The organism is Chryseobacterium sp. PET-29, from assembly GCF_025736815.1.
In the GTDB taxonomy this organism is placed as follows: Bacteria; Bacteroidota; Bacteroidia; order Flavobacteriales; family Weeksellaceae; genus Chryseobacterium; species Chryseobacterium nepalense.
Genome location: NZ_CP107053.1, coordinates 265,389 through 288,561 on the forward strand (window position 1 = coordinate 265,389; position 23,173 = coordinate 288,561).

13 protein-coding genes are annotated in these 23,173 nt (G+C 36.3%); 9 read left to right on the forward strand and 4 right to left on the reverse strand.

Translation table 11 applies throughout. From position 1 onward, the window contains the following. Positions 1 to 6 precede the first annotated feature (6 nt). From ODE14_RS01245 to ODE14_RS01265, 5 genes are all read left to right on the forward strand, one after another. Positions 7 to 924 (forward strand): helix-turn-helix domain-containing protein, encoded by a 918-nt coding sequence (locus ODE14_RS01245; protein ID WP_263602645.1) that lies wholly within the window; start codon positions 7 to 9, stop codon positions 922 to 924. Between the two features lie 486 nt (positions 925 to 1,410). Beyond that, a complete protein-coding gene (locus ODE14_RS01250) occupies positions 1,411 to 2,790 on the forward strand; it encodes a T9SS type A sorting domain-containing protein (protein ID WP_263602646.1) in 1,380 nt (459 codons plus the stop codon). Positions 2,791 to 2,800: 10 nt separating this feature from the next. After that, complete coding sequence (locus tag ODE14_RS01255) at positions 2,801 to 13,495, forward strand: polymorphic toxin-type HINT domain-containing protein (RefSeq protein ID WP_263602647.1); 10,695 nt, start codon at positions 2,801 to 2,803, stop codon at positions 13,493 to 13,495. A 4-nt stretch (positions 13,496 to 13,499) separates the two neighbouring features. Beyond that, the gene (locus tag ODE14_RS01260; protein WP_248394082.1) at positions 13,500 to 13,976 is read left to right on the forward strand and encodes a hypothetical protein; all 477 of its coding nucleotides are present in this window, start codon (positions 13,500 to 13,502) and stop codon (positions 13,974 to 13,976) included. Between the two features lie 96 nt (positions 13,977 to 14,072). Continuing rightward, a complete protein-coding gene (locus ODE14_RS01265) occupies positions 14,073 to 14,375 on the forward strand; it encodes a hypothetical protein (RefSeq protein WP_263602648.1) in 303 nt (100 codons plus the stop codon). Positions 14,376 to 14,631: 256 nt separating this feature from the next. Here ODE14_RS01265 and ODE14_RS01270 read toward each other — a convergent pair whose 3' ends face one another. Further along, positions 14,632 to 15,549, reverse strand: a complete 918-nt coding sequence (locus tag ODE14_RS01270; RefSeq protein ID WP_248394078.1) for a LysR family transcriptional regulator — start codon at positions 15,547 to 15,549, stop codon at positions 14,632 to 14,634. An 84-nt stretch (positions 15,550 to 15,633) separates the two neighbouring features. Here ODE14_RS01270 and ODE14_RS01275 point away from each other — a divergent pair, with 84 nt between their 5' ends. After that, positions 15,634 to 17,070, forward strand: a complete 1,437-nt coding sequence (locus ODE14_RS01275) for an NADP-dependent isocitrate dehydrogenase (RefSeq protein WP_263602649.1) — start codon at positions 15,634 to 15,636, stop codon at positions 17,068 to 17,070. Between the two features lie 77 nt (positions 17,071 to 17,147). Beyond that, positions 17,148 to 17,462 (forward strand): hypothetical protein, encoded by a 315-nt coding sequence (locus ODE14_RS01280; RefSeq protein ID WP_248394075.1) that lies wholly within the window; start codon positions 17,148 to 17,150, stop codon positions 17,460 to 17,462. Positions 17,463 to 17,531: 69 nt separating this feature from the next. On the opposite strand, the gene ODE14_RS01285 is transcribed toward ODE14_RS01280, so the two are convergent. The 3 genes from ODE14_RS01285 to ODE14_RS01295 all read right to left on the reverse strand — a co-directional run bounded on the left by ODE14_RS01285 (position 17,532) and on the right by ODE14_RS01295 (position 20,250). Next, positions 17,532 to 17,978: a hypothetical protein gene (locus tag ODE14_RS01285; RefSeq protein ID WP_263602650.1), complete on the reverse strand. Its 447-nt coding sequence runs from the start codon at positions 17,976 to 17,978 to the stop codon at positions 17,532 to 17,534. A 434-nt stretch (positions 17,979 to 18,412) separates the two neighbouring features. Next, positions 18,413 to 19,888: a contractile injection system tape measure protein gene (locus ODE14_RS01290; protein WP_263602651.1), complete on the reverse strand. Its 1,476-nt coding sequence runs from the start codon at positions 19,886 to 19,888 to the stop codon at positions 18,413 to 18,415. A 41-nt stretch (positions 19,889 to 19,929) separates the two neighbouring features. Beyond that, the gene (locus ODE14_RS01295; RefSeq protein ID WP_248394071.1) at positions 19,930 to 20,250 is read right to left on the reverse strand and encodes a hypothetical protein; all 321 of its coding nucleotides are present in this window, start codon (positions 20,248 to 20,250) and stop codon (positions 19,930 to 19,932) included. Between the two features lie 436 nt (positions 20,251 to 20,686). On the opposite strand from ODE14_RS01295, the gene ODE14_RS01300 reads away from it, so the two are divergent. Next, positions 20,687 to 21,274 (forward strand): DUF4255 domain-containing protein, encoded by a 588-nt coding sequence (locus ODE14_RS01300; protein WP_263602652.1) that lies wholly within the window; start codon positions 20,687 to 20,689, stop codon positions 21,272 to 21,274. Positions 21,275 to 21,411: 137 nt separating this feature from the next. Then, positions 21,412 to 23,133, forward strand: a complete 1,722-nt coding sequence (locus ODE14_RS01305) for a phage tail sheath family protein (RefSeq protein ID WP_263602653.1) — start codon at positions 21,412 to 21,414, stop codon at positions 23,131 to 23,133. The last annotated feature ends 40 nt before the right edge of the window (positions 23,134 to 23,173 follow it).

A 23,173-nucleotide genomic window follows, 5' to 3' on the forward strand; every position in this document is an offset into this window, starting at 1 on the left:
TGTCTAATGGAGCAGAAAAAAATAATCAGGATAAAATCAATCAGCGAATTTCATCAGTTCAGAGGTTTGCCAAAACCTGCACATCCGCTCATTAGTATTGTAGATTATGCTTCTATAAAACACCAGCCTGAAATGGAAGAAACAAGCTGGATGTTTGATTTTTATCAGATTTCCGTTAAAAAAGGAATTGATGGAAAATTTAAGTACGGACAGCTGGACTATGATTTTGATGATGGGGTGATGTTTTTTATTGCTCCGAACCAGATTTTTAATATACGCGTCAATCATCATTCAAAGATGGAGCGTTCAGGATGGATGTTGCTTATACATCCAGATTTTTTCTGGAATACATCACTTGCAAAAACCATCAGCCGTTATGAATATTTTGATTATTCGGTAAATGAAGCCTTATTTCTTTCTGAAAAAGAAGAAAACATACTTAACGAAATAGTGGAAAACATCCGGGAAGAGTATCATTCAAACATTGATAAATACAGCAGGAAAATCATCATTTCTCATATCGAAACGTTACTAAGTTATGCTGAGAGATTTTACAGCCGCCAGTTCATAACCCGGGAAAAAGCGAATCACCAGATTCTGGATAAGGTGGAAAATTTGCTAAATGAATATTTTGCAGATGATTTAATCTCCAAAAAACTGCCTACCGTACAATATGTTGCAGATGCTTTAAATATTTCTCCCAAGTATCTCAGTGGTTTGCTTAAAACATTAACCGGGCAGGGGACACAGCAACATATTCATGGGAAATTAATTGAAAAAGCCAAAGAAAAATTATCCACTACCAATCTTTCGATAAGTGAAATTGCTTACGAGCTGGGTTTCGAACATTCGCAGTCTTTCAGCAAACTGTTCAAAACAAAGACTGATCTTTCGCCTCTGGAATTTCGTGCTTCCTTTGATTAGTTTGACAGGTAATTTAAATTATTAATTAATATAAACATCACAAATTGTTCCCGGAACTGGACTTCGGGAACAATTTTGTTATAATTAAAACTGAAAAAATTGATGCCTGTAAAACCCGTTTTTATTTACTTCACGATAATTCATTAAAAATTATTTTTTCAAACGTCATGTTTTGTCGTCTCTCCATGTGATCTTTGCTGCACAGATTAAAGAAAGATATTGTGATTTATATAATTTATTCGTCTAATATTAAAATTAAGTTACAAATTTTCATTTAAATGTTAAAGTTTAGAAAATTTAATAATTGATATGATATTTTTCTTAGTTTTGTGAATTATAAAAACTAATGACCATGACAACTCATACGTTTTCAATTTTTTTGAAACATCAGAAATACTATACATACAATTTTATCTAAAATACGTCAACCGAATTTAGGGTAAAAACTAATAACACACTTTCAATTTTCACAAACAAAATCCACTTATGCTACACCTTCGACAATCGAGGATTGTTACGATGCTTATGCTGTCGTGCTCATTCTCGGCTTATGCCCAATTGGTAGGCTCCGATGTCCAGCTTTGGGAAAAAACCAATCCTACTCTGCGGGAAGCGACCAGGTGCCGGGATGAAAATCTGCTGAATTTCCATTGCGGTATCAAGGACAAGTCTCTCAAAAAGTACATCAAGTACAGTAAAAACAAGAGCCATACGCTCAGTCTGGTTCATGCTTCAAAAGAAGATGAAATGATCTGGATGAATCCGGACAAAGAAGTTTCTTTAGGAAATACAGTCTATAACAAAGGTAAAGAGGCAAAAGAAATCGGTAAAAAGCCGAGTATTTTTTCCTTTACCGGAACTGCAGATCCGGACAAGCAGAAAACTGACAGCTTAAAGATCAGATTTGAAGATCAGAATCTTTATGAAATGATTTTCCTGCCGAGAAAAGCAAAAACAACGGATCTTAATAAAATTCATTCCTATCTTTCTATTAAATACGGAATATCTTTAGAAAAAGGTAAATATTACGGAAGCGACGGAAAAGTAATCTGGGATCCTGAACAACACAAAGATTACAGTTACAGGCCAACGGGTCTGGGAAGAGATGATGGAAACGAACTGTATCAGAAACAGTCTTCCAACCAGGCAGATCCTTTTTTAGCTATCGGAATGAACAATATCTTCAGAACAAATTCTGAAAATGCAACCGTTCTGGACAATAATAATTTTGTCATGTGGTCTGATGACAACAAAGATATGTCTTTAAAAAATGACAGAATTCTGGATGTGCTTGATAGAAACTGGGAAATTGGTTTTATCGGAAATAAAATTCCTAAGACCGGTTACCAAGTGAGAATTATTAAAGAAACTGTGAATCCAAAGGCTTTACCGCTTTCTTACTGGATGCTTCTGAAAAAAGACAACGGGGAAATTCAAAAGATTGCAGGGGTTGAAAACGGGAATTATGTTACTTTCAGTAAAGTTGATTTCATCGATCCTTTCGATACGGGAAATACCACGCATTTCACGTTTGCCGTAAGCCCTTTGAAGAATACGAAACCTGAAACCGGAAATCAGGACCCGAGATCAAATACAATCAGTGAAAAAGATATTTCTCTGGACCTTACAAAGATTTCATTGTACCCTAATCCGGTGAAAAAAGATCAAAACTTTACCATTGTCTTCCCGCCTATGGAGAATCTTATCATCTCTATTTATGACGGCGGCGGCAGATTGGTAACGTTAGATAAAGTAGATGAAAAGGCAAAATCTTATGTCAATCACCTGCCTGTCCAGAGTTCATATCTGATCAATCTTACCCAGAACGGAAAAATTATTAAAACTTTTAAACTAATCGTCGATTAAAACCACACCCATGAAAATAGACATGAAACGGCTTCCTCTTACGAAGAAGTCATGCCTTCTGATGTTCTTTTTTGCTTGTATGTTTGTTTTTGCAAGCTTTACAAGGGAAGACAGGCAGAAGGTGCGGGCGTTTAAAAAAGATTTGATGAGTAAGCTGACCGATAAAAAAGACGTCGATTCACTCAAAGAAGCTTCCAGTGAGAAATCTTCGGAAAAATCTTTAGCCACAAACCGTGAGAAGAATATTTCTCCGGATATTTTATCAAAAAATAATCCTTTCACTACAGGAACAAGAGATGCTGAATTATCTGAAATGAATAATGTTTCGGCTGATGTCATTTCTTATCCTTCAAAAGAAAGGGAAGGAACCATCGGTACTTTTTCTGAAGAAGAGGAAGACCGGATTTCAGACAACTTTTTCACCATTGATGTGCCTGCCGGCAACAGCAAAAGTGCGATTGCTTATCTGGAATATGATCTTTTCGGACTTGCTTCTCATCAGTCTGTATCAAGATCAATTAATAATAACGTAGCCATAGGGGGAGACATTGTTGTGCCAAGTGCAAAATGGAGCCATCAAAAAGAAGTACTGAGCGCTGCGCTTATTAAAAACGGACAGAATACGATTTTATTTACTTCGCCGTCTGACGGAGTGAAATATAAAATTAAAAACCTGAAAATCGTTTTCGATAAAGAAAAGAGATCTTATGACCATGTGGTGGTAAGTTCTGTTCTTTCAGGAGATAAATTATATGTAAAAGGAAATAACGTTACCGGAGCATCTGCCACGATTAATAATGAATCTGTTTCTGTTAAAAACGGAGAATTTGAAAAAGTAATTCAGCTAACAGAAACTGATAAAGCAAAAGGAAGCTTTTTAATTACGGCAAACGGAACTACCGGAAGTTATAAAATTCCTGCAGAAACTACATCTTTCAGAACAGTAAATAATTCCTATTATAATGCCAAAGGAATTTCTGTTTCAAAAGATCAGGAATTTAGTGTAGATTATGAGGGAATCAATATCAAGATTGAAAAAGAAACTTCGGAATCAGCCTATTTTGAGGTTTTAAAACTGAGAGCTAAAGATTTTCCTTCAACTTCACAGGGACTGAAAAATGTTACGGCAAATAATTCTGCGTACAGAATATCTTTAATCTCAGGGAAATTAAACAAAAAAATAAAGATTACGATTCCTTACGACGAAAAACGTTTAGGACTGATCTCACCGAAAGACATCAAAATTTTCCATTTCGATTATGCTAAAAAGCAATGGGCGATGGACAAATCTGCGATGGTGGATACCAAAGCCAAAACGGTTACCGTAGAAGGGGACGGAGATACGGATTATATCAACGGGGTTATTTCCACTCCGGAATCCCCGCAGCTGAATGCTTTTACTCCAACAAGTATCAGCGGGCTAAAGGCAGGAGATCCTATGGCTGCCATTCAGCTGATGAGTCCTCCGACAGCTAGTCAGAAAGGAGATGCCAATATGAACTATCCGATTACGGTACCATCAGGATTGGGCGGTCTCCAGCCCTCTTTGTCGATTGGTTACAGCAGTGGAGGCAGCAATGGCTGGATGGGTGAAGGATGGGATGTGCAGGGACTTTCTGCCATCAGCATTGATACAAGATGGGGAGCTCCGCAGTTTGACGGCACTACCGAAACCGAACTGTACTCAATGGATGGCGAAATGTTGGTGTATCCTAACAATTATCTTCCTCACAGGCATAATGATGTAAGCGAAACCAATACGGCTTTTACAACAGATAAACAGCCGAGAACTTCATATGCAACGCCGGGAAATACAGGTGTAAAGAAATTTTACTTAAGAAAAAACCATGACTTTTCTATCATAGAAAGAATAGGAGATAATCCTACCAATTATTCATGGAAAGTTACCTCAACAGATGGTACGAAGAGTTATTACGGAGGTGGAGATCAGTTCGTGATTAAAAATTCTGCCAATCAGATTGTGCATTGGGCGTTGAGAAGAATTGAAGATGTTCATGGGAATTCTATGAATTTCACCTATTATTATTCTCAGGTAAATTTCGGAACCAATAATAATAACAGTAACCTGAATGGAGGTGTTTATTTTCATATCAGACAGATTTCTTATGGGAAGAATGGTGACTATACTGTTAATTTTAATGCGGAAACGGGACTTAGCAGAACTGATCTGAACATCAATGCAAAGCAGGGCGTAAAAAGAGTAGAACCTTATTTATTAAGAAATATTACTGTAAATTATCAGGGGCAGCTAATCCGTACTTATGGTATGGAATACGAAACCGGACAGTTTTCTAAAACAAGGTTGAAAAGATTATATCTTGACGGGGGAGATTCGCCGGGTAAATACAGTCTTTTAGGAGATTACGATTTCCAGTATTATGACGATGTTGCAGACGGTTCTATCTTTGGAGGAAACGTAACGGTACCTGTTAACAATTCAATCAATGTTTTTGGTGGTTTGGTTCAGGGATTATTAACCCCTTCAAGAATCAGTGGAAACAGTGCGACGGAAACAGGATTCAATTTCAGGGCTGCAGCAGGATTAAACTTATATTATCCTTCCAATGATGCTTACGGACATATCATGTTCGGTCTTCCTTTCGGATTTTCAGATACGGAAGCTAAAACCATGCAGCAGCTGATTGATTTCAATGGCGACGGAATCCAGGATATGATCTATAAGAACAATTCCGGACTGTATTTCAGCCAGGGATCACTGTCCAATGGTGCGTTATCTTTCGGACAGCCTACAGAGTTATTGAACTTCAACAGCAACTTCTCTTTTACAAAAAGTAAAACAAGCAGTTCCGGATGGGACATGGGACTTTTTATCAAGAGCAGAAGTATGATCACCTCTAAGGCTTCCAGTACAACATCTACTTACCTTACAGATGGAAATTCTGATGGTTTGATGGATATTGTTCACAACGGTGAAGTCTGGTTTAACAAGTTTAATACGTCTACGGGGAAACCGGAAATGACCAAGCATAGTGAGTACACGGAAAACATGATCGTAAAGGCGAAAGCCATTGATCCTCCGTTTAATCCTAAAACCGATCCACCGTTACAGGAACCAATGACCCCTGTTGTTGACGTAGTAAAAGTATGGGTGGCACCTAAAGACGGATATATTAAATTTACGGATAATATCAGTATAGGACCTTATTTTGTTGGAACTACAAATCCGAATTTCAAAACATTGTATTCTGTTGAGATTCTTAATCCGATCGTTACAGGTGTAACAAAACATGGTAGAATTTATATGACGGAGCTGGATTCTAATGGTCCCTCTAGCGCATCAATTTATATTGAGAGATATAATGATTATTATTCCCAGATCCAGAGTATGCTGCCTAACAATGTGGATCACTTTGGAATCAATAATACCAATCGTCTGTATGTAAAAAGTGGCGAAAAAGTATACATAAGGCTTCATAAGAATAAGGATTATAATGTAGAAATCAATTCCAATCCAAAGATCACTTATATTGATGCAAACGGAAATGAGATTGTTAATAGTTCCGACTATTCTCAGGATTTGTTTATGGTTAATAATGGAAGCTATTCTGATAATTTCTTCTTAAACAATGAAATGGCGCCAATTTATCTGGATACGCCAGGTACTGCTGAAATTGATGTAGCCCCAGTAAGTTTTGCGTATTCTGTAAGTGATTTTAAATTCAAGATCTACAAGGATAATATTAATGCCAATACCACACAGGAAATTTATTCTGAATCCCGTCCTCAAAGCGATGTTGCATTTACAACCAATGCCGTTTCACAATTTATTACGGTAAACCCCGGTGAACCGGTCTATCTGAGATTTGTGGTAGAATCAGATTCTCATGTTGCATCCCTAACCAGCAACTGGCAGGGAAAAATTGGGGTTACTTATACAGCAAATACGCCTACACCAACGAATCCGAATGCTATAACATTTGTAGATTTTAATACGGTACCGCAATATCCGTCTTATGTAATTACTCAGTTTTCTGAAAAATTCAATGTAAAAAATTATATTAGTCTTTCAGGATCTCATGATTATAAGGCACAGATCAAAAAGAATATTACCAATTTTTCTACATTAGGCGTTGGTTCTTTCTACTATATCATTAAAAGAGGAAATACAACAGTTGCCAAAAGAAAGGTTATTGTAGATAATACCAATAATTCTGTAGAAGAGCAGGATATGATCTTAAATCAGCCTGTTTCCGGAATTTCTCCGGCAACATTTTATACCGGATCTACAACAAGTACTCTTTTAAAACCATGGTTGATTACGATTCAGGTATATTGTAATACTGATGCCGAATATGCTTTATATAAGAAATATTCTGCTTATTTCCAGAATAAACCATTTAATATCTATTATGATAATGATATTTTAATTACTGATACACCACATACATCGATAAACTCGGCGATGTACAGCTCGAAAGTTAAATTTTTCAATAACTGGGGCCAGTTTTTATACAATCAGGATCAGGCTTATCCTGCCATCCAGGGAACAATAGATAACTATGGTGCCATGATTACTCCGGAAGCACTTTCGGATAATCCGCCTTTGCAGCCTTTATACAGCACTTGTTCACAGCTATATCCGAATCAGAATCAACAGCAGCTTTTAGCTGAATGTATTGCAAACAATATGGCGAATCCAAGTAATGGAAACGCAACGGCAGTAGTCATTTCACCGATGAAGCCGTATCTATTGAGGCAGAGAAACCGTTTTGTACCAAGATGGATCGGTACAGCACTAGAGCAGTTTACAACACCATTGTCTTTTAAAGATGATGATACACAGCCTGCTTATTTTAATAATCCTAATCCGGATCCATTTCCTGCGCCAATTCAATCAATGGGTTCGGCACAGATTTCTGTGGACACTACGATGAAGGCGATTGATAAGAAAACACGCAGTACGTCAAGAAATACTACGGACGGAGTTGCTATTTCGCAAATTAATACGAATTCTGCCAACTCTATTACGGAGCTTCTTTATCCGGGAAGTGTGGTTACACAGGATTTCATGGATATGAATGGTGACGGGTACCCAGATATGGTGTACGCGGAATCAAGACAGATGACCAACAGTACGGGAGGACTGAAAGATACGGAAAGCAACCCTGTTTTCGGATATCCGACAGATTCTTTCAGCTTACAGGAAATGAATTCCGTAGGATTCTCTTATAATGCCTATTCCGTAGGTGGAAGAATCGATGCTTTCGGGCCATCAACCTCATCTGCGAAACCGGATATGTCATTGACATGGTCTGCGGGGATTTCAGTGAGTGCCGGAATTAATAAATATTTTAATTCTACGGATTATGCCAAGGAATATTATCTGGATATCAACGGTGACGGACTGCCGGACAGAGTAAGAAACGGAGGTACTTCCGGGATAACTTACAGTCTGAACTTAGGTAAAAATTTCTCCGGAAATGATAAATTCGAAAATCTTATCTCTTACAGATCTCACCCTGTAGGTGGAGTCAATGTATCCATTGGAGGAGGTCTTTCTGCCAATCTGCAATCTTTGTCAAGTTTCGGATTCGGGATCAGTGCAAGTGCGGGAGCATCTGCATCGAAAGGATCTTCTGATGTATTGTATGAAGATATCAACGGCGACGGCCTTATTGATATCCTGGAAATTAACAGTACAAATAAAACGACTGCAGTACGTTATAACTTAGGAAATAAATTTGATATTGCGAGACCTTTGTTAAGATCCAATTCTGCAATAGACTTTACAGAAGAGAACCAATCTTACAACGGATCATTATCTTTCGGAGGGAATCTGATGGTGAATATCGGGCCGATTACCATTGTTCCGATCCTTCCGATCCTGATCTTGTACATCAAAGCAGGAGCGGGGGCCAATGCCAATTTCGGGATCAATGTTTCCGAGGTGAAAAAGATCTTCAAAGATATGAACGGTGACGGCTATGCCGATCTGGTAATGGATAATGGCGGAAATGCTTTCACGGTAAACTATTCAAGAATTGGAAGAACCAATAAACTGAAGCAGGTAACCAGCAAAATTACGCAGGGAAAATACACAATAGATTATCAGTTTACCGCACCGAATTACCAGGATTCTCGTGCAAAACTGGTAGTAAAAGAGGTAAAAGTGCTGAATCCGGATCTTTTTGACACCAATTATACCAATACAGATGCATCTAAAGACATGGTGACAAGGTACACCTTTGAGAATTCCAGATATGACAGACGTGAAAGAGATAATTTTGGGTTTGAGACGGTAATTTCCGAAGAAATGCTTGATGCCAATAATGCGTACAGAAAAACTGTGGATACGTATTACAACAGCAGCTATTTTTTCAACGGTTTGTTAAGAAGCAGTCAAAAGTTTGATGGATCAGGAAATTTACTTTCTGAACATTTCAATACATACAAGCTTTACAAGTTTATCAACGGTGTTTCGGAGATTGATATTAATAATGCGATTTTGAATCCAAGCGTGTATGATACGGGCGGAAAAGAAGGAAGAAGAATGGCAACTGTACTTCTTGCTAAAAAAGATAAAATAGCATACGAAACAGGAGGTAGTATTCAGACTACTGAAGAAATGTTCTACAGTACAAAAGGGCATCTTAAGAAGTTTCAGTACACGAGCCCTACAAGAGCGTATAATTCTGTAATAGATTATTGGAGTGGGCTGAATAATAATCTTATGAAAATACCTAAGGAAATTTTAGTTTATGAAGGAACAGGAAATTCCACTTTATTAAGACAAAGAAAGACTTCAAACATCAATGCTAATACGGGTAAGATAGGTACGGTTTCTGTTTTTGACGGAACGAATGACATTCAGACGGATTATGCGTATGATTCTTACGGAAATATCTTGAGTGTACAATACCCTCCCAATGAATTTGGACAACGATACACTTTAAATTATCAGTATGACTATAGTGCGACAGCAAAATATGTAACAAGCGTTACCAATAATTTTGGATTGACTTCTACTGCAGAATACATTCCACAGTTTGATGTTGTTAAAAAGAGCATTGATATGACGGGTAATACAATGACTTATGCTTATGATGGCTGTGGACGAGTAATCAGTGTGACCAGTCCGTACGATTATGGGACAAATCATGCGACGATTAACTACAATTATTATTATGAAAATTTTGGTATTCCGAATACCAATACCAATGTTAAGATTTTTAGAGCATCTACTTCTCATTATGTAGCAGAAACACCAACCAATCCTATTAAAACGGAAACCTATGCAGATATGTTGGGAAGAATTATTCAGGTTAAAAAGGATGTGGAAATAGATGGAGTTGAAATGAGGTCGGTATCAGGACGCCCTATTTTTGACAAATTCGGAAGAACGATCAGGCAATACCAGCCTGTTGTGGAAAACATCAGTTCTACCAACAACAATATCAATTTATCATTGGCAATGTATTCTTCTACGAGTGTTTATGATAATCAGGATAGAGTAATTCAGGTAATTGATGAAGATAATCAGGTTCAATATACAAGCTATCAAATATATGGAAGCTTCTTTAGAACGATAGAAGAATTTGATACAATGAAGTCTGAAACCCTTGCTAATATTGAAGGACAAATTATTAATAAAATAGATTATTTGGGTAATGTTCCACTAACTACATCATACAAGTACAGCCCTTCGGGAGAGCTTGTAACGGTAACAGATCCGCAAGATATATCTACCTATTATGATTATGATATGGCAGGGAGAAGAATTGGAATGAATCACCCAGATAAAGGGCAAACCGAATATCAATATGATCAGGCTGGTAACCTTATCATACTTTCAACGCCTAACCTTTCCAATGATCCTAATATCAGTACGCATTATATTCATTATGTATATGATTACAACAGAATTACGGATATTGAATTACCAAATCTTCCTGACGGTTCTGCAAATCCAAATAATGTTCATTACGGATATTTAAATGGAGGTTATGGAAACAACTCAGGAAGAATGTATACAAAGAGTGATGGTACAGGATATACCGTTTATAGCTATGGAAAGATGGGTGAGATCGTTTCTGAAAATAGGACTGTTTTTGGGTATAATATCCCAACGATGAACTTCCAGACATTTTTTAATTATGACAGCTGGAACCGTATTAAACAAATTACGTATCCTGATGGTGAAAATGTATACTATGGATATAACATGGGAGGAAATTTAAAATCTGTCAGAAATGATTATCAGGATTATATTAAAGAAATCACCTACGATTTGTATGAGCAGAAAACAAAAGTGACGTACGGAAATGGAGTGGTGAACAGATTTGGATACGTACCTACAAACAGAAGATTAAATTTTTCTACTCTTGCAAATGCTTCGGGAATTGGATTTTTGTCCAATAGCTACCGATATGATTACAGAGGTAATATTGCCAAGCTGGAAAATCATTCAGACGTTTCGCCAAACGGAATGGGAGGACAGTATGTATTCAATTATAATTATGATACCTTAAACCGGCTTATTGGGACAGAAGGAAGTTCCAGATTGGTCGATAAGGCAGGAAACCCAATCACACCAGGTACTTCACCATATGCACAAAGTAATTCAGGATTCAAACTGCATATGGAGTATAATGATGCCGGAGGTATTTTGGAAAAGAACCAGGAACATTCAGTGGACCAGGTAGTAAACCAGAGAAATACATACTATAACCAATATAAGTATATTGATGGTACTCACATGATTCAAAAGATCGGTGACAGCTATTTTGGCAATACACAGGATTTTAAGTATGATAGTAATGGAAATACCATCATGCATAAGGATGAGTACAGAATACATGAAATGTCATGGGATGAGCAGGACCGATTGAAAGCTTTATCAGATCCAGATAATGGGCTTTACCAGTATTATATGTATGACGATAAAGGGGAAAGAACGATTAAATACAGTCTAACCGGAGGTTCACAATTGTATCAGAACGGAGCCTTGGTAGATCCGGGAAGTATAGGTATTGATCATTACAAATTGTATCCCAACCCTTATGTAGTGGTAACTTCCGATGGACAGTACACCAAAAATTATTTTGAAGGTACAACCCGTTTTGCAAGCCGTATCGAACCTCATAATGATATCTTTATTCCAACAACCATAAAGGCTCCGAATAAAGATGTGAAGGAAATTGATCCTGCGAAAGATTTCAGGAATTATTTACAGAAAATGGAAATTGATGGAGCGGTTTCGTCCGAATTAGGAACTGCAAAGGCGCCTCCAGGAATGGGAGGACAGCCGGGATTATATTATCTTCATACCGATCATTTGGGGACAGCAAGCTTTGTTACAGATGATAACTCTGAAACAACACAATTTTTCCTGAATTTGCCATTCGGAGAGACTATGATGGAGCAGCAGTCCGGCGTATATGATAATCCATATAAATTCAATGCTAAAGAATTAGATTCAGAAACTGGACTTTATTATTATGGTGCAAGATATTATAATCCAAGAGTAAGTGTTTGGTATGGTGTTGATCCTTTGGCTGTTTATAATCCTTCTATGGAAAGTGAATTTTATGGAGATGGTCAGCATAACGGTGGAGTTTTCTATTTGGGAAATTTGAATCCTTATATTTATACGTATCAAAACCCTATCGTTTATATAGATCCAAATGGTAAACAAAGTAAGGGAAGCCAAAGTAGCTATAAAGAAAAATTAGCAATGCAATTTGCAAAAGTATTGATTGCTGTCGATAATGTTACCCGTAAAGCTGCTCCTTACACCATGGGCGCAAGAGTTCTAAATAATGGTAAAGCTTCGGACAAATTTTTAGGAAATATAGAGTTCTTTATATTTGACCAATCTATGATATGGGATCCGGTTGCTGCGATACATGCACCTCAAGGAGAAATGAAAATGGCATCAAAAATGGAAGAAGAAATTGTTCCAAAAATAGGAACTAACTATTCAAGCATTGTAAAGGGCATGAAAACTTTAGAGAGTTTTTGTTTTGTTAAAGGTACATTAATATCTACTGAGAAAGGATTTAAACCAATTGAAGAAGTAGTTGTTGGAGATAGGGTATGGTCATATAATGAAACTAAACAATTAAATGAACTAAAAGAAGTTGTAACACTATTTAATAATAACACATCTGAAATAATCAAGATTACTGCAGATGGAGTAATTATTGAATGTACACCTACTCATCCATTTTATATTAATAAAAATTGGGTGGCAGCAAGCAAAATAAAAAAGGGTGATCATTTATTTTTAAAAGATGGTTCTAAATTAAAGATACTATCAACAGAATTATATGTAAGGGATGAAGAAGTGTATAATTTTGAGGTAAAAGATAATCATAACTATTTTGTTTCAGATCAGGCTGTTTTAGTACATAATAATTGTGATTTCATTAGAAAATTATTTGCTAATAATATAAATGATATAGAAACTTTTTCTGCACAATTAAAAAAGATTGGAAATCCTGTATCAAATATTACAAAAAATCCAGGCTTAGCTAATGCTAAAATTCCTGGAATTGACCTAAGTTCATTACCTTCGTGGAATAAAGGTGAATTAACTGAACATTTGGGAGGATTAGTTGAAAAAGGTACAGTGAATAAAGCAACTGCCCAAAAATTCATGAAATCATTTAATAAAGCATTTGAAACCAGATCTACTGGAGGAAATTTAGGTAAAAAACAATAGAGATATGCGAATTAATATAGAATATACATTATATGGTGATTCTACTACCTTTACAGTAGAACTTGATCCCGATTTTTATTTTGATGATAATGAAGATTTCTTATTTGGATCTACACCAAGATATATACATCCATACGAATATCTTAATCTTGATAAATTATTAATAGAAAAGATTATGCTTACTATAGAAAGTGACAAAAGTATTTATCGAAGAATAATTAAATTTTGGAATAATTCTAAAAATAATTCTGATATTTTATATATCTATGATGATTCTGATAAAACAGTAACTGAATGGTTTAAAATTGATTCGGAGCATAACTTTTATATTGAAAGCCTTGATTTCTATAAAAATGAAATAGATATTTGGGAACTCCAGTCACATTATCTTGTTATGAAAGATGATTTTTCTCAAAAATTTATTTACAAAAAAGAACTTGAAAGAGATGCTATACAAGCAACGAAAAAAGTTAACAAATAGAAATTATATTAAAAATAATTTTTATTAAATATTTCTCCCTTGCATTTGTAAGGGAGTTTTTATATAGCATTGATTGTTAAAAAAACTTACAGAAGTATGAAGCCACTATTCACAATATGTTTGCTATTTTTTCTTTACAGCTGCTCGCAGCCGGAAAAAAAAGGAATAACCTATAAAGATCTTCCGTTAGATGTTAGAAATAAATTCGAGAATGTTTACCATTATAAAACACCACCTGTTGTAAATGCAGAAGGTGATACTGTTGACTGGTATTCACCACCGCTTGCAGAATGCTATAATTTGAAAAAAGATTGTAAATGCAATGTAGAATCAAAAGGTGGTGTAATAACGAATCCGTATTTTGTAATAACCTCTTGCGGAAAAGAATCTGAAATTTAATGGGAAATTCTCCAACGAGTTTTTATCATTAAAAACGACAGTATATATTTTCCAAATGCAAAAAATGCTGTTACAACAACCGGTGAATCAAGAGCATTTAATATTAAACTGGATACAATTAGCTTTTATGTTCAGGAAATGAATTAATAATAAATTATCGTAATACTGAAAAGGTTACACCAATTCAACATTAAACAATCGGGCTGCCTTGAAAAGGCAGCCCGATTTGTATTTATTCAAGAAACTTGCAAACATCCTAATACTGCTCACACCAGCTAAACCTTTCCTCAATAATCTCTGCCTTGGCTTTTTGAAGATACTGTAAATACAGTTCAGAAACCGGGGAATGTTTTTTACCACGCATCCAGATCAGACTCCACATGGTCTTTATGGGAAGACCCTTGATGGGAATGATTTTCAGCTCCTGATTGTACAGTTCATTTCTGATTCCGATAAGCGGCATGATAGAATAGCCCAATCCTGCAAGTAATGCCTGTTTTACGGCCTCGTTGGATGTGAGTTCCATTTTTTTTAAAACAGAGATGTTTTTATGTTTGATAAAGCCTTCCATAGTTGTTCGCGTTCCGGATCCTTTTTCCCTGAAAATTAAAGGAATGCTCTCAAAATCTTCCAGCGTGATGGTTTGCTCGCTGTTTTGGGAATTCCCTACAAGGTAAAGTTTATTCTGAAGGAGATCCATCCGTTCAATATTTAATGCACTTGGCAAGATTGATACAAGGGCAAAATCTACCTCATTGTTTTCCAGGCTTTCAATCACTTTTTCCTTATTGGTAACATCCATTACAAGTTCAATTCCGGGATGCTGACGGATAAAACCCGAAAGAAAATAAGGCATTACATATTTTCCGGTGGAAACAACCGAAATTTTCAGCCTTCCGGTTACCTGTCCCTGATATGCCAACGTTTTATAGTTGATGGAATGAATCTGGTTCACAATTTCTTCCGCTGCATGCGCAATCTCTTTACCGAAGTCGGTTACATAAAGCTTTCTGCCGACAACTTCCGTTAAGGGAATATTAAACTGATCCTGGAAATTTTTCAGCTGGATTGAAACTGCAGGCTGTGTCAGAAATAACGCTTCCGCCGCTTTGGTTACGCTTCCTGTTTGTACAACTTTTAAAAAAATCTGAAGCTGATTAAGCGTATAATTCATAAAATTATTTTATGTTATCAATTACAAATATAAATAAAAATAAATGAATTAAAATGCACAACTTTGTCATGTAAAAAAAGTATTATGACAACAATTACAGTAGCCAAAGGTGACGGCATCGGTCCCGAAATTATGAATGCAACGCTAAAGATCATTTTAGCAGCAGGTGCGAGAATTGAAATTAATGAAATTGAAATCGGAGAAAAAATTTACCTTGAAGGACACACATCAGGTATCAGCGATGAATCCTGGGAAATAATCAGGCGTAATAAAATATTCCTGAAAGCACCCATCACAACCCCTCAGGGTGGCGGATACAAGAGCCTTAACGTCAGCACCAGAAAATTTCTGGGCTTGTATGCCAATGTAAGGCCTTGTGCAAGCTTTTATCCCTTTATACAAACCAAACATCCCGTAATGGATATTGTGATCGTAAGAGAGAACGAAGAAGATTTATATGCAGGAATTGAGCATCAGCAGACGGATGAGGTAGTACAATGTTTAAAACTGATAAGCAGACCGGGATGCGAAAAAATCATCCGTTATGCTTTTGAATATGCCAAACAGCAGAACAGAAAAAAAGTAACATGCTTCACCAAAGATAATATTATGAAGCAGACCGACGGATTGTTCCATCAGGTTTTTAATGAAATCGCGGCTGAATACCCTGAAATAGAAAATGAACATTGGATTATTGATATCGGAGCTGCGAAAATGGCAGATACACCGGAACTGTTTGATGTGGTGGTAATGCCTAATCTGTATGGTGATGTTTTAAGTGATATTGCAGCACAGCTTACAGGTTCAGTCGGTCTTGCAGGCTCAGCAAATATAGGAGAAGAATGTGCCATGTTTGAAGCGATTCACGGGTCTGCTCCTGCTATAGCCGGACAGAATGTAGCGAATCCTTCCGGACTTATTCAGGCAGCGATTATGATGCTGAATCACATCGGACAAAACCAGGTGGCTGAAAAAGTGCATAACGCATGGCTGAAAACATTGGAAGACGGAATTCATACCGCTGATATATTTAAAGAAGGGATAAGTATAAAAAAAGTAGGAACACAGGAGTTTGCACAAGCGGTTGTGCTTAATCTTGGTAAAAAACCATCAGTGTTAAAATCCGTTCAGCACCTGAATAATTATACCCTTAACCTTCCGAAGTACAGACGCAGAGCCAAAGCTAAAAAAGTACTGGACGGAGTGGATCTTTTTGTACACTGGAACGGTACGGATGCCAATGAGCTGGCCGGTAAATTACAGCGCCTGGAAATAGGAGGCATAAAACTTAATGTAATTACTAACAGGGGAATCAAAGTCTGGCCGGATGGTTTCAAAGAGACTTTCTGTACCGATCACTGGCGCTGCAGATTCAGGCCTCAGCAAAGCCTGGAAATCAGTAAAATTGATATTGCCACGTTACTCACCAGAGCTATAGAGGAAGATATTGATGTCATAAAAACCGAAAATCTATATTCTTTTGACGGGAAAGTGGCTTATTCTTTAGCGCAGGGGCAGTAATATAGAACATCTCAGAGATAGTTGAGGATTTTATTGTTGATTTAAAAATTTTTATTACAATTTCATTTCTAAATAAGATGAAAACAAACACGATTAAAAATACAAACATCAAAACAGACAATACATTTTTTCTGATCAAGGGCGTATTTTCTCCAGAAGATGCTAAAGAAATACTTTCCAAGATTTACAGTTTCAAAATAAATTATCACAATTTAAACAACTGGCGTTCTTTGGAAAGATTTGGAGTCGATGATGAGAATTCTCAGAAACGAATCCCGAAATTAAAAAATGACAAAGCAAAAATTGAAGAATTAATTGATGCTGGTAAAGCCAAAAACCGAAAGATTCGTATCAATGCAGAGATCACAATATCATTCTGCGAAAAAACATAATTTTATATAAGCCTTAAAACAACACAGACCCATTAAAATATGGGTCTGTTGTTATTATTATATTTTGCATTATTGCAGAAGAGAGTAGATCGCAACTCCAATTCCGGCATAAGCAACTACGGTAATGATATCCGCGATCGGTTGTGAAAAACGTTTTTCTGCAATCTTTTCTGCGTTGATCTGATTCTTATGGAATTTCAGTGTCTTTTTTGCATTATGAACAGGATGCGCGACAAGACTGTCTCTTTCCCATTTGTCCACAATTACTTTGTATTTTTTGCCGTCAACATCTATTTTCACATTTTTGCCGGCTGCCAGTTTCTCCTGAACATTTACAGGTGCCGGAGGTGCCGGTTGCTGCGAGGTCATATTCTGAGGAGGCATGCTTCCCTGCTTTCCGTTGTTTTTAGACGCATCTTTACTTGCTGCCATCGGATCAGGTTGTTTTTTTACCTGATAGGTATAGCAGCTGACAAGAGAAAATGATATGATGATGAGATAAAGATTCCTTTTCATGAGACTAATTTAAGAATTAAACGGAATATTCGCCATTTTCTTTTAATCTATTCTGTTTTATATAAAAGTTTATTCGGCCAATTTAGATGTAACCGCAAAAAGGTCAAAGTTTTGAACACATGAGCCACAGAAGATTATCAAAAAAAATCTCTGTAACTCATATGTTAACGTTTCTGTGAAAATCTGCGTCAATCCGTGGTTTAATTTTTAACCACAAAAGCAGCAAAAGAAATTTATGCTGTGTAAAGGTGTTAATGGTTGATGTTAAAAAAAGTATACAAAGTTTAAAATCTTTGATTTTTCTAATATGTCCTGAAATATTTTCAAGATTATCAAAAAATTCTCTGTGACTCATGTGTTATTTTCCCTGTGAAGATCCTTGCGATCCGTGGGAAAATTTAACTCCAAAGGTCAAAGCTTTTTGAACTTAAAAATTACCAATTTACCAGCATAAATTTTTCCTTCCACGGTAATTTTACAAAACCAATTCCCCAGCTAAGTTTGTCCATCAAAATATCCTGAGTTTTTCGTTCTACCGTAAGCGTATAATCATAGTCGGTAACAACAAGTTTGCCCGGCCGTTGAAAAAACTCATTTTGTAATAGTGCCGGGGATGATTTTTTCATCGGACTCCAGTTGTGAAGCACACTTTCTATAACATTTCTGGCCTCATTTTTATGCTTCCTGGAAAGTTTGATATGCCTGTTGATACTTTGATGCATCGGTATATTGCATAAAAATTTTTCAAATATCATTTCGTATTCAGGAGCGTTGATATTTCCGGTAGCAACATAATGAAGCAAATGTGCACACAGTTCAGGATCAGTGAGTTCCTGGGTTTCTTTGTTCAGAAGATCACAATGTTCAAAGAAAGTTTTAATGAAAGGGTGTATCAGGACAAGTCCTGCATTCTGCACATACTGTCCGTCATCTGGAATTCCGTCATTACCAATTTCTTTAGGCTTCTGATCTTTTGTTCTGGGTGTTTTTAAGATATTTTCCTCATCATCTTTAAGGATATTTGAAATAATTTCAGTGTTTTTGTTGTCTTCCTGATTTTGACCCCCTTCAAAAATTTTATTTTCTTCAATAAAAGGAAAGATTTGGGCTAAAGTTTTACGGGTTTTATGGCTTATTTTTTTCCTGAACAATTCCGGATTTTCTTTTGAAACATGCTCTGAAAGATATTCCCGGAGATAAGCCTCTGAGGAGTGCAGATATTTTATCAATGCAAGGAAAACCAGGCGCCATATAAAAGTTCTTTCAGCGGGATTCAGACTTGATAGATAATGGCTCTTCACAACATCTAGATTAATCTGTAAATCTTTGTTTTCTAAAATGGTTAAACATAATTGAGCAATCTGTTCATTCGAAAGCTGATTGATGATCCGTTCCTGTACATATTGTTTAGGCAAAACGGAAATTATATTTTTTTGAAAACCCGGAGTAGCAATAAGATCGGCAAAAACAGTTGTTTCCAGTAAGTCCATACTTTCTTTCCCAGAATTCCACCATGGCATCAATCCATTCTCTAAAAAATAGATAAAAGTTTGTAGCATCTTTTCTTCATTATTAACCCAATATGGCTTGGACCGATGTTCTGTTTTTTCATCAGATACATCACCTGGCCGAATTATTTCTGAAAGTTGCTCTTTAAAAAGTTCTGTAATTTTATTCTTTAATTCAGAATCAAGCGAACTGTTTTTTACATCAAGATCCAGTTTCAGCCGGGGAATCTGCACTGTATGACCTTGCAGTTGAGCCTCTAAATTATTGATGTATTTTTCTATTTCCGGGAAAACATCAATAGACAAAAAGCTGTTGATATCATCTTTTATATGATGTGCTTTTTCTTTATTGCTCACGGTAATTTCAATAAAAACTTTCTGAATAATATGATTATGATTCACTTCGATAGATTTAATTAGGCCATGTTTTAATTTTCAACGCTTTATTTCCTGTCAAATTCTCCACCCCAGAAACCTGCCGGGCAAAGGCTCAGCTTTGATCTTTGTTTTGCGCTCAGCCTGCATCCGCAGCCTCTTATGAAATGGTCTTTGGGAGCATCTGCAACTTCAAGGGTTTCTGGATTCATCCATTTCATGGCATTGCAGTTGTTGCCGTTTTTCAAGGGGCAGGCATTGCATATTTCTTCCCGTAAAGAAAAAATTGCTTCCTCATCCTGATTCGCCATGCCTATTTTTGCACGCAATTCATTAAAATGGCCGCCAATGATTTCATTGCGCTTGCCAAAGATTTTTCTGATATTCATATGATTTAAGTTTTTAGATTATTGGGGTCAAAATTAGAAGAAGAAATCCCATTTTTCGAATTCTGGGACCTCTCTGTTCTGTCTTTGCAGTAAAAAGGAAAGCTTGAAAAACAAATATTCTTTTAAAAAAACTTCGTGTATTCTGCGTTAAAAGAAGATTAATAGAAATTCGTGTACTCTGCTTTCAAAGAAATGATGAAAATCAAATCAAAAAATTTCACTGCAACTGGATTTAGACAATCTGTTATTTCATTTTTTATTTTAAGTTCAAATATTTAATATATTGATTTTTAATGTTTTATATTTGTTGTTTTTAAAAAAATAATGAAAAAATCAAAAAAATATTTACTGCAAAGACAGGTTTGACCCCTCAAAATATTTGTCTTTTAACAGAGTGGGATTGTATGTTTGCAGCGTAATAATAAAGAGCAAAATTATGATTAAAGAAGTATTGACAATTTTAAAAAATAAGCTCAATGATCCGGTAAATGGTTTAAAAGACGGTCAGAACAGCGGAGATATTGCCATAGTAGATGATATAGCAAAACATGAAGATGATACCTCGGGTCTTGATGATAAAGTAGTGATCACACTCCTGAATGTTGAAGAAGAATCAACATTGAAAAACAGATCATGGTATACGAGAACTACTGTAAGTGAAGATCCTCTTTTGTATGATATGAAAAAGCAAAACCCGCCGGCTTATCTGAACCTGTATCTTATGGTTGCCGCCAACCGTAATGCTTATGACAAATCTTTATCGGATATCTCAAAAGTTATCGAAATATTTCAAACCAATAATGTGCTGGAATATACGGATTCCAATGTGAATAAAAATTTCAGGTTCAGAATTGAACTGCACTCTATTCCTTTTGAACAGCTGAGTTATATTTGGGGATTGCTGGGAGGAAAAGTAATGCCCTCTGCATTGTACAAGGTAAGCGTTGTAAAAATTGAAGCAATTGGAGAAACGAATGTTAATTTAATTGACGAAGTAAATATCAAAAGCATTAAAGTAGAATAATCAATAGGTTGTCCGTAATGTTTATAATTAAAAAAATTGCGTGACCTATGTTAAACTAAATAATATGGATAATGACCGATAAACACAGCAAAAAAAACTAACCAAAAACTAATAACCTTTAACTTAAATTTTTAAACATGCAAAATCCAACTACACCAGGTATTTCAGTTGAAGAAATTACCAGGCTTCCCAATTCGGTTTCATTAATAGATACAGCGATTCCGGTATTTATTGGATATACCGAAATGATTCCTGAAGAGCATACCGGTCCCAGGAATATCAGTTCTCTTTTGGAATATGAAAAACATTTTGGAAAAGCAAAAAAGGAAAGTATCCTCCTTAGAGATACAGAAGATAAAGGTGTAGAAATCATAACACCGGATGCACAGTTTTTAATGTATTATTCCCTTCAGATGTATTTTGCCAACGGAGGCGGGCCTTGTGAGATTCTGTCAGCAGGAAATTATACATCCGGAACAGTTGAGCTTGCTGATTTAATTGCAGGCCTGAATAGGGTTAATCATTCAGACGAACCCAGACTTATTGTTTTCCCTGATGCCGTATCATTACCCGAAGCCGATTTTTATACGATCTATAATCAGACGATTGCCAAAATTACATCCACTGCAAAAAACTGGTTTGTCATAATAGATACCTACTACGGAAATTCTGTAACTCAATCCAATAATCGTAATACCATTGCTAATCTTAGAAATAATATAGTACTTACAACTCATGCTGCAGCTTATTTCCCTCATTTAACCACGATTTTAAATTATACTTTTGATGAAACCGATACGCCTATTGTGCATACGGGTTTACAAAGTGAAGGACAGGCCAGTGCCGTTTTTTATGCCGGTGAAATCGCAGCTTTAGAGGAATTAAAAGCCATGGCAAGCGAAGAAATAGAAAGCGTATCGGTTGACGCTTTAGTATTGGCTGATTTATTAAGCCAGGCTATCGCTATCGCAGAGGAAATTAATGAAACTGCAGATGAAACTTCCGGCCAGCCTTTAGATGCAAAAGCAGATTTAATAGAAGCTATTGAAGAAGCAAAAGCCGTTCTGGAAGCTATCTATGACGGAACAATAGATGATTTTGTGATCCCGGATGATCTGGAAGCAGGTACTCCTGTTTTCAGTGGAGAGTTTGATGCATTAATAGACGCGATTCTTGCCGTAAAAGATGAGGTAGGCGCTGCAAACGGGAAAACCCTGAAAAACTTAGAATCGTCCAATTCGGTACTTTATCATCAGATTAAAAAAGAAATCTCATCGTTAAAGGTTGTCCTGCCGCCGTCCGCAGCAATGGCAGGTGTCTATGGCAGAATAGACGCAACCAGAGGGGTCTGGAAGGCACCGGCCAACGTGAGCCTTAATTATGTTCTGGGGCCCACGGAAAAAGTTTCGGATCATGAACAATCAGATATGAATGTCAATGATGCAGGATCAGTAAATGCTATCAGAGCTTTCACAGGAAAAGGAACATTGGTTTGGGGAGCAAGAACGATGGATGCAAAAGAAAAAACCGAAGACGACCAAGAAAATATCTGGAAATATATCAACGTACGTCGCTATTATGATATGATTAAACTCTCAATAGACAGAGCATTAACAGACGGAAAATTCATTAATGAACCTAATATTTCCCAAACCTGGTTGCGTGCTGAAACAATGATCGAAAATTTCCTTAACCAGCAATGGATGGATGGAGCATTGGCCGGAAGTACCGCAAAAGAAGCATATCATGTTGAAGTTTCAGGTGATATCGTTAAAGCAGGAACAATGAATATAACCGTAAAAATAGCATTGGTACGTCCTGCGGAATTTATCGTATTGAATTTCTCACACCAATTATAACAAATCTGAAATAGAATCAGTCACAATAAAAACATTCGAA